The sequence below is a fragment of the Paludifilum halophilum genome (assembly GCF_002245355.1).
GTDB lineage: Bacteria > Bacillota > Bacilli > Thermoactinomycetales > DSM-45169 > Paludifilum > Paludifilum halophilum.
The window spans coordinates 24,328-40,183 of record NZ_NOWF01000008.1 but is presented as its reverse complement, the minus strand read 5'-3'; the positions used below and the strand labels follow the sequence as shown (position 1 = coordinate 40,183).

9 protein-coding genes and 1 riboswitch are annotated in these 15,856 nt (G+C 53.6%); of the genes, 4 read left to right on the top strand and 5 right to left on the bottom strand.

Translation table 11 applies throughout. The features are described from left to right. Nucleotides 1-13: 13 nt before the first annotated feature. From metH to fdhF, 4 genes are all read right to left on the bottom strand, one after another. On the bottom strand, nt 14-3,508 hold the full coding sequence (metH, locus tag CHM34_RS13170; protein ID WP_094265087.1) for a methionine synthase: 3,495 nt from the start codon (nt 3,506-3,508) through the stop codon (nt 14-16). 71 nt (nt 3,509-3,579) lie between these two features. Further along, nucleotides 3,580-3,691, bottom strand: a riboswitch (SAM riboswitch). Between the two features lie 57 nt (nt 3,692-3,748). Then, a complete protein-coding gene (locus CHM34_RS13165) occupies nt 3,749-4,249 on the bottom strand; it encodes a PTS sugar transporter subunit IIA (RefSeq protein ID WP_169713724.1) in 501 nt (166 codons plus the stop codon). Between the two features lie 208 nt (nt 4,250-4,457). Continuing rightward, on the bottom strand, nt 4,458-4,943 hold the full coding sequence (locus tag CHM34_RS13160) for a helical membrane plugin domain-containing protein (protein ID WP_094265085.1): 486 nt from the start codon (nt 4,941-4,943) through the stop codon (nt 4,458-4,460). Next, entirely contained in the window at nt 4,927-7,827 is a 2,901-nt protein-coding gene (gene fdhF / locus CHM34_RS13155) for a formate dehydrogenase subunit alpha (RefSeq protein ID WP_094265244.1), read from the bottom strand. The genes CHM34_RS13160 and fdhF overlap by 17 nt, the downstream gene beginning before the upstream one ends. Before the next feature lie 357 nt (nt 7,828-8,184). Between fdhF and CHM34_RS13150 the strand changes: the two genes are divergently transcribed. The 4 genes from CHM34_RS13150 to CHM34_RS13135 all read left to right on the top strand — a co-directional run bounded on the left by CHM34_RS13150 (nt 8,185) and on the right by CHM34_RS13135 (nt 14,210). Next, entirely contained in the window at nt 8,185-8,760 is a 576-nt protein-coding gene (locus CHM34_RS13150) for a hypothetical protein (protein ID WP_094265084.1), read from the top strand. 189 nt (nt 8,761-8,949) lie between these two features. Then, a complete protein-coding gene (locus tag CHM34_RS13145) occupies nt 8,950-9,759 on the top strand; it encodes a YitT family protein (RefSeq protein WP_439116334.1) in 810 nt (269 codons plus the stop codon). Between the two features lie 589 nt (nt 9,760-10,348). Then, a complete protein-coding gene (locus tag CHM34_RS13140) occupies nt 10,349-12,019 on the top strand; it encodes a pyruvate oxidase (RefSeq protein WP_094265082.1) in 1,671 nt (556 codons plus the stop codon). Nucleotides 12,020-12,542: 523 nt separating this feature from the next. Further along, nucleotides 12,543-14,210, top strand: a complete 1,668-nt coding sequence (locus CHM34_RS13135; protein ID WP_094265081.1) for a glycosyl hydrolase family 18 protein — start codon at nt 12,543-12,545, stop codon at nt 14,208-14,210. A gap of 68 nt (nt 14,211-14,278) precedes the next feature. Here CHM34_RS13135 and CHM34_RS13130 read toward each other — a convergent pair whose 3' ends face one another. After that, a complete protein-coding gene (locus CHM34_RS13130) occupies nt 14,279-15,853 on the bottom strand; it encodes a SagB family peptide dehydrogenase (protein ID WP_094265080.1) in 1,575 nt (524 codons plus the stop codon). Between the last annotated feature and the right edge of the window lie 3 nt (nt 15,854-15,856).

The window sequence follows — 15,856 nt, the reverse complement described above, 5'->3', positions numbered from 1 at the left end:
GTTCTCTCTCCTTTCACACCGCGTTGAAATACCGTCCCTGTGGATGGGAAAAGACCATCGCCGATACCGAAGCCTCCGGCTCCATCATGAATCCGTCCGTCAGCCGGACACCAATCGTATCCGGACGCATTAAACGGAACAGTTTGGCCTGGTCTTCCAGATCCGGACACGCCGGATAACCGAAGGAAACCCGAACACCCTGATAGCGGGCGGAAAAACGCTGTCTCATCGTCATCTCCGGAGGGTCCGGAAAGCCCCAAGCATCCCGCATCATATGATGCATCCGCTCGGCAAAGGACTCCGCCAGCTCCAGAGCAAAAGACTGCACCATATGGGAACGCAAGTAGTCACCGGATTCTTTCCACTTCTCGGACATCTCCCTTACTCCGGAACCGGCGCTGACCACGAGAAAGCCGACATAATCCATCACTCCGGAGCTCGCCGTTCGGAGGAAATCAGCCAGGCAGAGATAAGGTTCCTTGCTCTGCCGGGGGAAGGTGAAGGTTTCCAGCACCTTTTCACCGGGGAAATCGGGATCATAGACCCGGATGGAATCCCCGTCGGACTGTGCCGGGAAAAAGCGATACATCCCATCGGCCCGGATACGCTTTTCCCGAACCAATTCGTCGATGAGAGTATCCATCTCCCTTTTGACCTTCAGCGCTTTTTCGTCCCCTTCTTCAAACAGTTGGGCCACGTTCCCCTTCATTCCCAGATGTTTGCCGAAAAGCATCTGTTCGTTGATATAGGGGCGCAGATAGCTGACCGGATAGTCCCGCAGAATGTGCGGGGAGAAATCCGGCGGTTGGTAAACCGGGGCATCCCTGCGTATCGAGGATCGTTTTTTGGCGGGTGTACGGGTACCTCCGCCTTCCCGCTGCCGGTCCGACCGTTTGCCGCTGTTTTCCTTCGCTCGCAGTGCCGCTTCCCGGTTTTTGCGGAGCTCTTCGATCAATGAGGCCCGCTTTTCCGTATCGGAAAGGCGATTGGTCAATTCCAAACCGTTCATGGCATCCTTGGCGTAAAGGACCGGCCCCTTATATTGAGGAGCGATCCGCTGTTCGGTAAATTTGCGAGTCAACGCCGCTCCCCCAACCAGAATCGGGACTCCGATATCCGCTTCTTTCAGGTCCTGAGCGGTCAAGACCATCTGTTGGGCCGATTTGACCAAAAGTCCGGACAGACCGACGACATCGGGATTTTCCCGGCGGCAAGCCTCAATCAACTGTTCCGGCGGGACTTTGATCCCCAGATTAACCACTTGGTATCCGTTGTTGGATAAGATGATTTCCACCAGGTTCTTGCCGATATCGTGGACATCCCCTTTGACCGTCGCCAGCAAGACTTTCCCCTTGGTTTCCACATCCGTTTTTTCCATGTGGGGTTCCAAAAAAGCGACAGAGGCTTTCATCACTTCGGCACTCTGCAGAACCTCAGCAACGATCAGCTGGTTATCGTTGAACAAACGGCCCACTTCATCCATTCCCGTCATCAGGGGACCGTTGATCACCTCCAGGGGAGTGTATCGAGTCAAGGCCTCTTCCAGGTCGGCGATCAATCCGTCCTTACTCCCTTCCACCACATAACGGGAGAGACGTTCCTCCAGCGGGAGGGTTTCCGACGGCTGTTTGGACACCGTCGACTTTTTCCCCCGATAATACCGGGCAAAGGAATGCAACACTTCATCATAGTTGTCCTCATTCGTCCGGAATAGGAACTCCTCCGCCATCCGGCGCTCCTCTTCGGGAATGGAAGCGTAACGCTCCAGCTTCTCTGTATTGACGATGGCGTAATCCAAACCAGCCCGAGTGCAGTGATACAGGTAGACGGCGTTCAGTACCTCCCGCCCCGCCAGGGGCAAGCCAAAGGAGACATTGGAGACGCCGAGGATAGTCGAACACCGGGGAAAATGCTCCTTGATTCGACGAATCCCTTCCACCGTCCCCTCTGCGGAACCGATGTAGGCTCGGTCCCCGGTTCCCACCGGAAACACCAGGGGGTCGAAAATAATATCTTCCGGGGACAACCCGTATCGGTCAACCAAAAGGTGAAAGGAACGCTTCGCCACTTCCACCTTCTTGTCAGCGGTGACGGCCATCCCTTCTTCATCGATCGTTCCCACTACCACCGCCGCGCCGTAGCGCCGGATCAGGGGAGCCGTTTCCGCAAACCGTTCCTCCCCGTCCTCCAGATTGATCGAGTTGATAATCGCCTTCCCCTGGGAGTATTTGAGCGCCCTCTCAATCACCAGGGGGTCGGTGGAGTCGACCATCAGGGGCACCTTCACCTTATTGACGGCATAATGGAGGAACTTCTCCATATCCTCCATTTCATCCCGGTCCGGATCGGCCAGACAGATATCGATCACCTGAGCTCCCCGCTTCACCTGGCGCCGGGCGATTTCGGAAGCATCTTCGTATTTCTCTTCGGCGATCAACTCGCGAAATTTCTTGGAACCGATCACATTCGTCCGTTCTCCGACCATGATCGGCCGGTTGTCGGCCTCCACGTATAGGGGCTCGATTCCTGAAACGGCGTTCAGGGATGCCTCTTGATTCACCCTCGGCTTTTTCCCCCTTAAAGCCTCAGCCAGTGCCCGGATGTGCTCCGGGGTCGTTCCGCAACAGCCCCCGGCCATATTCAGCCAACCCTGATCGGCGAAACCGGCCAGCTTTTGGGCCAATCCTTCGGGTGTCTCGTGATAATTCCCGTCTTCGTCGGGAAGGCCGGCATTGGGATAGCAACTCACCCCGCATTGGGCCATCCCGGAGAGTGTGCGAAGATGATCCCGCATAAACTCAGGGCCGGTAGCGCAGTTTAATCCCACGGTCAAGGGATTCAAATGTTGGATCGACAGATAGAAAGCCTCCACGTTTTGACCGCCCAGCATGGTCCCCATTGGTTCAATCGTTCCGGAGATGAAAAGGGGAAGCTGTGTATCCAACTCCTCAAAGGCCTGCCAAATCCCGACCCCCGCCGCCTTCACATTCAGCGTATCCTGGGACGTTTCCATCAAGAGGGCATCCACACCGCCTAAGATCAGTCCTTTGACCTGTTCGCGGTAGGAATCGGTCAATTCGTCAAACGTAGTCCCCCCTGTCACCGATAAGGTCTTGGTGGTGGGACCCAAAGCCCCTGCGGCATAGCGGGGCCAATCTTCCGTGGAATAGCGCCGCGCTGATTCCACGGCCAATTCCGCCGCGATCCGGTTGAGTTCCAGGGCTTTCTCTTGCAGACCGTATTCCGCAAGTACGATCCGGGTCGCCCCAAACGTGTTGGTTTCGATGATATCGGCACCCGCCGCCAGGTAGTTGTCATGGATGCCGCGGATCACATCGGGGCGGGTCTGGTTCAGATTCTCGTTGCAACCATCGTAATCTTCACCTCCAAAATCCTCCGGAGACAGATTCGCCTGTTGCAGCTGGGTCCCCATGGCTCCGTCCAGGATCAAAATTTTCTGCCGCAAGCGTTTTTCGATTGGGATTTTTTGTGTCAAGGTGGACTCCATCTCCCATCATCCCTTTAAAAAATAAATAACCTTTCATCTCTGTCGATGAAAGGTTGTTCTCGTACAAGCCTCTCTCATCTTTCAGAGATCACCTCTGCAGGAATTGGCACCACACCGCACCATAAGGGCGCGGTAGGTTGCCGGGCTTCATCGGGCCAGTCCCTCCGCCTCTCTAGATAAGAGCAACATTTTCGATTTTAATCAACTATATGGAATTCAGACGTGATTGTCAACCGGTGATTATTCTTTCAAAGAAACCCGCAACATCGTTTCACCGGAAGCCTGCGATTCCCCGGTATAAACGGGTTCGATCTTTTCCACGCGGTCCATGTTCGTAATCACGACAGGGGTGATGGTGCTCTTCGCTTTCTCTTCCACCTTTTCCAGGGAAAAATCGATCAAGGATTGACCCGCCTTGACCCGATCCCCGACCTTGACATGGGCACTGAACCCTTCCCCCTCCATACCGACGGTTTCCAAACCGATGTGGAGAAGGACTTCTACCCCTTCCCCGGAACGGATCCCGACCGCATGATTGGTGGGAAACAACTGTACCACTTCCCCGTCGATCGGTGATACGAGACGCCCCTCCTCGGGAATGACCGCGGCCCCATCCCCCATCATTTTTTCGGAGAAGACCGGATCAGGCACCTCCGTCAGCGGAACCGCTTTCCCTTTCAAAGGAGACTGGATCTGGAGTTCATTTTGATCCTTCCTCTTTTTGAACCACTTTTTAAACAACGCCATACCTCCTACATAGCAGCGAGTTTTCGGTGATTCCTTTGTTCGCTTTCATTCCGTATTTTAACACAAAAAGCGGGCCGCTCAGAATCGGGGTATGATGGGGAAAACAGATTCATCTATCACCCGCAATTCCTCCGAATCCTTTATCAAGAAAAAAAGACCCCCGAAGGGGTGTCGAGCTTCCGAAAAGCCGGACGGAACACCTTTAACCGGACGGGTCCCCCGCTTTGTGTCGGCCTTCGTCCTGTCCGGAACCCGCCGTGCGGCTCAGCCCTTTCATCATCTGCAAGAGCATGAGAAAACCGGTCACCGCCTCCGGGTCTCTGACCTCCTTGATCACCTCGCGCCACCCCTTTTTTTCCCGATCCAAGTCGGACCATTCTACAGAGAGCCGGCTCAAATCCAATTTTGAAAGAAGGACTCCCGACTGGGTGATATTACTCAGTATTCGCTTCCCTTCCGGGGTGTTGAGGAGATGAACCACATCCCGCAATATCTCCTCCCCGGAGGAGAGAAACCCTTTCAACAAACGGAGAATGCCTCGATCCCGAAGCCAGGCCAAAATTTCCACAGCATCCAGGAGAGCTTCCTTGTTTTCGGACAAAGCTTGGAGTAAAACCTCCAAATCCTCCTGTCGGGACTCTTCAGCCGTTCGCTTTTGCCGGACGATCTGATCAATGGGTGCGGCCATTTTTCCTCTCTCCTTTCCCCCTGGGAAAGTCGTAGTCCTCCCTTTGCCATTTCCGCTCCACCTCGACCCCCGTTTGAGGGTTTTTACGGCCATATCGGGGATGGTGTCCGGGCAGGGGACAGACCGGATCACGATCCAATGTTTCCAACCGGACATGGACTTCCTTATAAGCCGGAGTATGGGTTGCCCGGTCCACATCGCTGCCGGTCAGGGTGTTGACCGATGCCTGATCGGTATGAATCGACAAATACAATTCTTTCTTTCTCACTCGGCTCGACACCAGTGCATACACGGTCTCTTCCCCGAATGGGGAAACCAGCTTCACTCGGGCCCCGTCCCGAATCCCTCGCTCAGCGGCCAACTCCGTCGACACCTCGACGTAGGCAGAGGGAACTTTATGCCGAATCCCCCGGGAACGGTAGGTCATATTCCCCTCGTGGAAGTGTTCCAACATCCGCCCGTTATTCAGAAGCAGATCATAGCCCCCTTCAGTTCGCCGAGGAGCCGTCCAAGGCATCGGAACCAAGCGGGCTTTTCCGTCGGAGGTGGGAAATCCGTCGGCATACAGAAAAGGGGCGTCTGTTCCATCCGGAGCCACCGGCCATTGCAGGCTTTTATACCCCTCAAGCCGGTCATAAGTGACACCGGCGAACATCGAAGCCAGTTTTGCCGCCTCCGCCATCACCGCTCCCGGATGGTCATAAGGCCAATCGGCTCCCAATCGCCGGGCCAAATCCCGGAGAATAATCCAGTCGGGACGGGAATCTCCCAAGGGATCGATCGCTTGATATAAACGTTGGACGCGCCGTTCGGTGTTGACGAAGGTTCCCTCCTTTTCCAGGCTGGGACTGGCCGGAAGAACCACATCGGCAAACCGGGCGGTTTTGGTCAGGAACAGATCCTGCACCACCATGAAATCCAACTGTCGAAAAGCTTCTTGAACATGATGACTGTTGGAGTCGGAGAAGGCCGTGTCCTCACCGATGATGTAGAGGGAACGAATCCCTCCCTTCAGGATCGAATCCAGCATGGAATGATTGTCCAAGCCGGCTTTTTTCGGCAATTCACCCCCCCACTCCCGTTCATAGCGCCGGCGGACCGACTCATCCTCCACCGACTCATAACCCGGAAAAACATTGGGAAGAGCCCCGAAATCACTGGTACCCTGTACATTGTTATGTCCTCGCAGGGGGTAAGCTCCTGTTCCCGGACGCCCGTAATTTCCGGTAATCAAAAGCAGGTTGGAGATCGCCGTGCTGGTATCGCTCCCGCCGGTGTGCTGAGTGACTCCCATCGCCCATAAAATGCAGGTGGAATCGGCGTCGCGGAGCATTTCAGCCAGTCGGATCAATTTTTCCCGCGGAATCCCGGTCACCGATTCAGCGTAATCCAAAGTGAAGGGATTCAGGCTGTCTACATAGTCGTCCAACCCGTTGACCCTCTCTTCAATAAACACCGTATCGTGCCAACCCTGATCGACGATATACCGGGTTACCGCCGCCAGCCAGACAAAATCCGTGGATGACTCGGGACGGAGAAACAAGTCGGCACGCTCCGCCATCTCGTGTTCCAGCAGGTCGACGACCACCAGTTTCTGCCCGTGCAATTTATGGGCCCGTTTGATCCGCGTGGCCAAAACCGGATGAGAGTCGGCGGTGTTGGATCCGACCGTGATCACCAGATCCGCCTCGGCGATATCCCGGATCGACCCGGCATCCCCCCCATATCCCACGGTGCGGAATAAGCCTTTGGTGGCAGGAGTTTGACAATAACGGGAACAATTGTCCACATTGTTGGTCCCGATCACGGACCGGGCCAGTTTCTGCATCAGATACGCCTCTTCATTGGTGCACTTGGAGGAAGCGATAAACCCGAGAGCGTCCGGCCCGCCGCTTTCTTTCACCTCGGTGAATTTCTCGGCCGCCAGGGAAAGAGCTTCTTCCCAAGACGTCTCGTAAAAACGCTCTCCCCGGCGAACCAGAGGCCGGGTTAACCGTTTGGGACTGTTGATAAAATCCCAGCCGAACTTCCCCTTCACACAGGTAGAAATCCCGTTGGCCGGTGCTTCAGGCTGCGGCTCCACCTTGAGAATATCCCGCCCCTTGGTCCAGATATCGAAACTGCAACCGACTCCGCAATACGTGCAAACCGTCTTGGTCCGCCGGATTTCTTTTCTCCGCATCTTTTCCTCCATATCGGACACAGCGATCAATTCCCGGTAACCCGGTTCCGCCTCTTTGGTGATTTCAATCATGGAACGGAGCGTATCCGGCTGAATTCCCGTCAGAAAACCCGCCTCCCCGATCATGGTCTTCTCCATTAGGGCATTACAGGGACACACCGTTACACAGTGTCCGCAGGAAACACAGGAGGATTCATCGATGGAAGATCCGCCATCCCAGATGACCCGGGGTGTTTTTGCCTCCCAGTCGATCGATAAGGTCTCGTTCACCTGAAGGTTTTGACACGCTTCCACACAACGCCCGCACAGAATGCACTGGTCAGGATCGTACCGGTAAAAGGGATGGCTGTCATCCACCGGATAAGACTTGGCCTGAAAGGGAAGGTTCTGACGGTCCACCTTCATCTGTTTGACAGTATTGTGAATCTCACAATTCCCATTGTTATTTTCGCAGACCGTACAATACAGTTCATGCTGGGATAAAATCCGGTCCATCGCTTCCATTCGCACCGCCTTCACCGCTTCAGAGCCCGTTTCGATGGTCATTCCTTCCCGATAAGGCTCAGCGCAGGCTCGAACAAGCTTCCCATCTGCGGAAACCAGGCAGAGGTCACAGGTCTGAATCGGACCTAAACTGGGATGATAACAAAGGTGAGGAACCTCGATTCCCTGATCCCGCAAAAAATCCATCACGGTCTTCATCGGCTCTTCCCTTTTTCGGAAGCCGCCCCGGTTCCTCCTTCGTTCCCGAAGAGGAGTTCCCATGTAAAAACACCTTCCGATCATCGGGATTTCTCCAGTGTAGAAAGCGCTTTCAGATCAATGGGTTGATCAACCGACCATGTATACCTATTCTAGATGAGTTGCTCGATAAATCCAAGTCATTTGAATTCACAAAAAAGGCGGGAAAACCCCTCTCTGTTATAACTTTGGCCGGATTTTGACGTTTGTGGACGATACATCGAAAAGAAATATATGGATAAAGAACCCATCATAACCGAAACAGGGGCCGGAGATGATATAAACGGAAACCCATCCGATGCTAAGGAGGCATTTTTAATGGAAGAAAGAACCCGAAAAGAAGTAGAGGCAACCGCCCGATCTGTAGCGGACACGGAGGTCGCCAAGGAGTTAAACAATTTTAGACAGCAATTGCGTCAGATTGAACAAAGGGTCAACCAGCAAAAACAAGGACAAACCGCACAACAGGGGCAACAACAAGGGCAACAACAGCAAGGACAACAGTTTAACCAGCTGTTGCAACAGGTTCAACAATTTACAAACCAAGCCCAACAACAACAGCGTCAGGCGGATCAACAATTGCAACAATCCTTGCAACAGGCGATCCAGATTCTGAACCAGGGAATGCAATATGTCCAATCCAACCGGGCTTTAACTCAAATGAATCAGGCCATCAGCCAAGCCCAACAGCAGTTGAATCAAATGAACCAACAGGGACAGGCCGGGGGTCAACAGATGGGTGGCCAACAAATGGGCGGTCAACAACAAGCCGGCGGCCAAATGGGTGGCCAGCAGATGGGCGGTCAAATGGGCGGACAGCAAGCGGGAGCCCAGCAAGGTCAACAACAGATGGGCGGTCAACAGCCGGGAGCCCAACAAAACCAAATGCAGTAACGAAACTTTTATACTACACAGTAAGGACTTCCGTAAAAGGGAGTCCTTTTTTTGCGCTCGGCGAGGAAATCGGGGTTGTGATATACTGATAAAAAGGAAAAAATCAAGGACCTCATGAAACGGGAGCGGAGAAAATCCTTGAAACATAAAAAATTAACCAAAACGAAGTTACTGAAGCATGCCATTCTGATGTTTTTGGGAGCGACTTTTGTCGCCGTGGGTCTGGAAATCTTTCTTGTCCCCAACAAAGTCATAGATGGCGGAATTGTCGGTGTTTCCATCATTCTTTCCCATCTCAGCGGCATCAACCTGGGTATCTTCTTATTCCTGCTCAACCTCCCCTTTTTCTTCCTCGGTTACAAACAGATCGGGAAAACCTTTGCGGTATCCAGCCTGTACGGAGTGACGATTTTATCGATCGGCACCTTTTTATTGCATCCGGTCCCGGTTTTGACTGATGACCCCCTATTGGCTTCTGTTTTTGGCGGAATCGTCCTCGGAATCGGAGTTGGACTGGTTATCCGATACGGCGGCGCATTGGACGGTACCGAAGCGCTGGCCATCCTCCTCAATAAAAAACTTCCGTTATCCGTCGGGGAAACCGTGATGTTCTTTAACCTGTTCATCCTGGGAAGCGCCGGATTCGTCTTCGGGTGGGAACAAGCCATGTACTCCCTGATCGCCTACTTTATCGCCTTTAAGATGATCGATATCACGATAGAAGGTTTTGATGAAACCAAATCCGTATGGATCATCAGCGAAAAGGATCACGAGCTGGGAGATGCGATTCTCCATCGTTTAGGCCGGGGCGTGACTTACCTTCACGGAGAGGGAGCCTACACCGGCGACGCCAAAAAAGTGGTCTTCTGCATCGTCACCCGTCTGGAAGAGGCCAAACTGAAAACGATCGTGGACGATATCGACCCGGGAGCGTTTCTGGCGATCGGAGATATCCACGATGTAAAAGGTGGACGGTTCAAAAAACGGAATATCCACTAGAAGCGTTGGATTTTTAGCACATCCTTGGTGAGTCGGAGTGGGGTTCCACACTCCGTTTCGTTGTTCTGACGAGCCAAAGGCACTCCGTGTGAACCCCACCCTCCCGAACAGGAGCTTTGTCACAATGCGTCTAGGCGTGTCTGGTCAATCGCCAAAAGTAGCTGGGCACCGATTTCCAGCGTGGTGGCGTTTACCCGCGCGAAATCGGATATCGGCCCGCACCCCGTTATCGTGAATAATTAGACAGGCCCTGACGAAAGGGGAATGAGGCTCAAACATGGCGGACTGTCCCGCCTGTAAGGAAAAGGAAAAATCAAAATCACCCTGCCGCAATAGATAATTAGAACATAGCACTTGCAGTGGTTTCATGGGATCTGAATTGCCTTTCATCGAGGCCTCCCAAAATCTCTTATTGTGTCGAGCCCTTCATGAATGATGAAACTCTCTTTCGGGGATCATTCATGAAAGACCCGGTGTGATGAAGTCCTGATTTGAGACAACCATCGACTGGCAACGAACCGATCAAACATCGCGAATGGTAGTTGCCATCTCAGCCGGGTCCGAAATGAGGATAAGGGGGGCATCCGCTTTGAAGGGGAAATCAGCCGGAGAAGCACTGATGGATATTTTGGTCGATTGGGGCGTGGAATACGTTTTCGGCATGCCGGGAGATTCAATCAACTCGCTGATGGAGCCGTTACGCAAACACGAAAAAATCCAGTTCATCCAGGTTCGGCACGAAGAGGCGGGGGCTCTCGCCGCCGCCTCCTACGCGAAGCTGACGGGAAAGGTGGGTGTTTGCATGGGGATCGCCGGCCCCGGTGCGATTCATCTGCTTAACGGCCTTTATGACGCAAAATTGGACGGCGCACCGGTTCTGGCGATCACGGGACAGGTGGAGACGGACCTGATGGGAACGGGTTTCTTCCAGGAGGTGAATCTGGAGCGGCTGTTTGACGATGTGGCCATCTATAACCAGCGGATCATGTCCGCTGAACAACTTCCCTCTGTCGCCAATCAAGCCTTCCGCATGGCGGTCACCCATAAGCAGGTCGCCCACTTGAGCATCCCCGACGACATTCCCCGGATGAAGGTCAAGCAGGAAGCGCGGATCACCAACTCCATTTCCGTCCGTTCCGAGATCCTGCCGAAGGACGAGGACCTGGAGCGGGCATTGGAGGTCTTGTCGGAACCTCGGAAGACGGTCATACTGGCCGGGCGAGGCACACACGGAGCCCGGGAGGAACTATTGGGCTTTGCAAAAAAGCTGAAGGCACCGATCATCCTGTCACTTCCGGGAAAAGGGGCCATTCCCGACGACCATAAATACTGTCTCGGCGGCCTGGGTCTGCTGGGGACCAAACCAGCCTATTACGCCATGCGCGAAGCGGAGACACTGGTCATGATCGGTACTTCTTTTCCCTTTACCGGGTTCCTCCCCGATGAAGCAAAAACGGTTCAGATTGACACCAACCCGGCGCAGATCGGCAAGCGCTATCCGGTGGATGTCGGTCTTGCAGGGGACGCCGGCTATACGATGCGAAAACTGACGGAACGGTTGACGGCTCGGGATGACTCGGTTTTTCTGGAAAAGTATCAGGAAGAAATGAAGGAATGGCTGAAAAAAATGAAGGAACAGGGACTGAGCGACCGTACCCCTCTCCGTCCCCAGACCGTCCCGGTGGCATTGCAAAAAGGACTCGACGACAACGCCGTTATCTCCTGTGATGTGGGAAACGTCACCGTCTGGATGGCACGAAATTTCATCCTTCGCAATCAAACGTTCATCATTTCCAGCTGGCTGGCGACACTGGGGTGTGGGCTTCCCGGTGCAATCGCCGGAAAGCTGGCCTACCCCGACCGTCAGGTTGTAGCTGTGGTGGGAGACGGCGGGTTCGCGATGCTCTTGTCGGATTTCGTAACAGCAGTGAAGTACGATCTCCCGATTGTCGTGATTGTGTTAAATAACGAGAAGATCGCCATGATTCATTTTGAACAGGCGGCCATGGGCAATGCCGATTTCGGAACGGATCTGACCAATCCTGATTTCGCCCGCTATGCCCAAGACTGCGGCGGACTCGGATTCCGGGTCAAGACCCGGGACGAATTGGACCGAGCGCTCCAACAAGCCTTCTCCTTGAAAAAACCCTCCATCATCGATGTGTTGGTAGATCCCGGGGAAGCACCGATGCCGGCTCGCGTGACATTTTCACAAGCGAAAAATTACGCCATCCACCTATGGAAAGAGCTGTTCGATTGAATACAAGCAACAACTCGGGTACCGATGCCGATTTCAAAACATACAATACTCCATGAATCCCTGCCCCCTATTCGCTTAAAAAGGAGAGAACCGACATGACTTACAGGTGGACCGGGAACCCATACAGGATGGATCCTTATCACATGTACAAAGCGTTTGATCACTGTACAGAGGCCTGTAGAATCATGTGGTATTGGGTGGGCTATGATCACGACTGCTACAATCCAAATCGGGTTCCAGCCCCTACACCCACGCCGACACCGGCCCCAGCTCCCGCACCGACTCCGTCTTTGAGCTCCCCCCTTTTTCCACTCTCTTATGAGACTTAAGACTCTACATTCACCCTTTTTTAGACATCACCCTTTGGGGTGTTTTTTTATATCATATAGCATCGGGTTGTTTTTATATTGGTATAGACAATATCACCATCGTATAGTAAACTACGAATAAATCGAATATTCCATCACTAGATGGATCGTGGGGTTTTCATCCGGGTGAGAATCTTTGTAAAGGAGAGGAATTGATGAAAATCCGAAGAAAAGGAAAACGAAAGGCGCTGGCCGCATCTCTCACCGCCATACTGGTTTTCAGTATGATTCCGGCCCTGAGCCATCCGGCGATTGTAACCGCTGCAACCGACAGTACCGCAACCTGTGAAGAACCGGAATGGAATGAGTCGACGGCCTATAGCGGAGGAGATCGCGTTTCCTATGACGGTAAAGTTTATGAGGCAAAATGGTGGACAAGAGGAGAACAACCCGACCCAAACGACCAATGGGGTCCCTGGAAATACATCAAAGACTGCGACAGCGGTGTTGACGATTCGGAATCGCCTTCCGCTCCCGCTGATTTGACGGTTACGGGAACCACCAGCTCCAGTGTCTCTCTTTCCTGGTCAGCATCAACCGATAACGTCGGTGTGACAGGGTACGACGTCTATCGCGGGGACACTCTCGCCGCAAGCGTCACCGGCACGACAGCGGAAGTGAAGGGATTAGCATCGGAAAAAACCTATACCTTCACCGTTAAAGCAAAAGACGCCGCCGGAAATGTTTCCGAGGCAAGTAACCAAGTGAGCGCGAAAACTGAACCCGGCGACTCGGAGGAAAGCACGCGAAGTTACGTCGCCTACGCAAGTTCGTGGAACACGAGTATCTACGATTTGCAGCTCAAAAATATCCCCAATTATATTACTCATTTGAATATGGCTTTTGCCAAGCCGGATACAGACTACCAAAAAGGCGCCTACGACTTTGACCAAGAGGTAGCCGGCTTTGAATTTGTGGAAGGTGCGACAACGAACAACGGACAGAAGAAATTCACCCCTGAAGAAGCACAAGACCTTCGCGACCAGATCGCAGCACTGAAGGAACGCGGCACCGAAGTCTGGGTCTCCGTCGGCGGCTGGGCGTACAGCCAAGGCAGTCAGTGGGAGAACTTCAATGCCTCGCGCGTGATCGACCTGGCCGTTGACTTAGGCGCATCCGGTGTCGATATTGACTGGGAGTCCAGCGGCAGCCGTTGTAATAAGCTTGAGGCCGATCAGTTCAGCTGTACCAAAGACGATGAAATCGCCGGGATTATCACCAGCCTTTACAACGAGATCCATTCCCGCGGGGTGGACCTGGGCATCTCCATCGCCGGCTGGTCGACGGGTGCTTATTATGTCAAAGGTACGCCCTTTGAAGAGGGAAAAGTACAGTGGGGTTCTCCTTACGGCGGGACGATGTACCGCGTCGTGAAAGACCACGGCGACAAGATCGACTTTATCAACCTGATGTCCTATGACGCCGGCGATTACTATGACCCGCGCGAAGGGTACGAATCTTACCGCGCCATCTATGACGGCCCGATCCATATGGGGATGGAAATCGCCCCGGAAGGTGCCGGTGGAGCAATTCTTGAAGTCGATGCACCTCCCGGTACGGTGTATGATGATGAAATGCTCACCGGTGAGAACAACATCGCTTCGAAGTACTACAATGTCGAGACCATGGTTAAATACATCAAGAACAAAGGGAAATCCTCTGACGGCTTTATGCTCTGGCAACTCTGGAAGCAGCGTGTCCACCAGCCTGCCCCCTCGGGAGCGGCGACTGAAAACAGCGCCGGCCAATACGTTTGCCGCAACCTGCCGCTAAAGGGAGACTGCAGTCAGACCATCCCTGATCTTCCGAAACTGGATCCTTAAATCGACCGTGATCCATCGGCGGCATGGACAGGCGGGTGAAAGCTCGCCTGTTTCTCTTTCAACCCCGGTCAACCATGCAGTCCTCCTTCCAACCGGGCGGGAAAACGGTAGGGACCCACCGGGATTTGGATCAGGCTGGTTTTTCCCCGGGTGTCGATCCGGTAAATTTGATCACAGGAACCCGCATCAAAACCGAGAAGAGGATGCCCTCCCAGTCCGACAGTACCGGCCGCCAGCAGCAAACACTGCACCAGCATCCCCGCCTCCATCTGTTGGATCCGATATCCCCGATACCCCAGTGCCCCTGTGAGATGATTCCGGTCTCCAATAACATGCAGACAGATCGGTACTTGGAACAGGTTGACATGGTGCAGAAACATTCCCCGTTGCAGCCAATGCCGATGATCTCCGGAGCGTATCCGCCGCAAGGCATGGGCTGTGCTGTCATAAGAATAAGCGCCATCGGGAATACCCTCAATCCCATACAAACAGCCGACCAGTGAGACACGGGGGCTGACCTTCTCCTGCCCCCCATCCAAATCATTCCGATATGCAAAGGAAGCCATCGCTTCCTGTAACAGCACGCTCAATTGCCATGAACTCACCTTGCCCAAAACGAAGTTCGGCCCGGGTGAAACCCGCTTTCGGCAAACCGAGGCCAGATCATAAGACCTCCGATTCACCCGGGGCAAAGCCAACGCTTCACCCCGACCTGCCTTTTTCTCTCCTTGGATCCGCCGAAATGCCTCCGAAGATTCCAACATAGAAGCCCGGTTCATCCGGATCAGCATCGGATACTCCCGGACTCTCTTCGACCGGATGGAGGAATCCGGCCGGATCGCTTCTAATTCCCGGCACAATTCAGCGGCAGAAACATTCTCTTCTTCGATATTCCCCTCGCCTAACCAAGTTATCCCGGGGTCCACGGACAGTGGAACAACGGCATACACACTCTCCTCCCTTTCGGCCAGCCCCAGCAGATGATGAACGGCTCGATCGAGAAATTGGAAGCAGACCCCTGAGGAAAACCCAAACCGCTTTACCACTTCCAGCAACTGTGCGATCAACACCCCGGTATCCAGACCCTGCAGCCGGTAGACGAAGTTGTGGTACTTAAAAAAATTTTTCCAAAACACGGTTGACACAAAAACCGTCCCAAAACCGGACGACACATTACAACGATTGCCGAGGGCCCGAGTCACATAGGAATCAAAATCACCTTCCCGCAACAACACCAAACGGTGATGGGCCGCATCATAATGGTAGATCCCGGCAGGGAGCCCCTTCATGTTCACATACACATACAATTCATTCGGATACAGTGCCCCGCCGGAGGGGATCAACCGCCGGTACGACTGCATCAGTTCCCCTGGTTCCGTCGAATCCGAAGAAAGAACCGTCTGAAAGTATTGGGAAAGCCCGAATCCATACCAGAGAAAATGGCCGATGTTACGAAGATCGGGCTTGACGGATGTTTCCCGTCCTTCGAGGGTCAACGGCACTTCCGAAGAAAGCGGAATTACAGGCAAGCCCCGGTAGAGCTTATAGGTCAAGGGAGCGTCTTCCCAATCCACCTCCCAGTCCGGCGGCTGGACCTTATCCATCTCAAAATGAAGATGATGCAGAAACGCATCCAAGTTCATCCC

Coding starts and splice junctions, on each gene's coding strand:
- CHM34_RS13130 (WP_094265080.1), bottom strand. CDS start 15,853: ATGAACTTGGATGCGTTTCTGCATCATCTTCATTTTGAGATGGATAAG.
- CHM34_RS13145 (WP_439116334.1), top strand. CDS start 8,950: ATGTTTTTGGGAGCGACTTTTGTCGCCGTGGGTCTGGAAATCTTTCTT.
- fdhF (WP_094265244.1), bottom strand. CDS start 7,827: ATGAAGACCGTGATGGATTTTTTGCGGGATCAGGGAATCGAGGTTCCT.
- CHM34_RS13135 (WP_094265081.1), top strand. CDS start 12,543: ATGAAAATCCGAAGAAAAGGAAAACGAAAGGCGCTGGCCGCATCTCTC.
- metH (WP_094265087.1), bottom strand. CDS start 3,508: ATGGAGTCCACCTTGACACAAAAAATCCCAATCGAAAAACGCTTGCGG.
- CHM34_RS13160 (WP_094265085.1), bottom strand. CDS start 4,943: ATGGCCGCACCCATTGATCAGATCGTCCGGCAAAAGCGAACGGCTGAA.
- CHM34_RS13150 (WP_094265084.1), top strand. CDS start 8,185: ATGGAAGAAAGAACCCGAAAAGAAGTAGAGGCAACCGCCCGATCTGTA.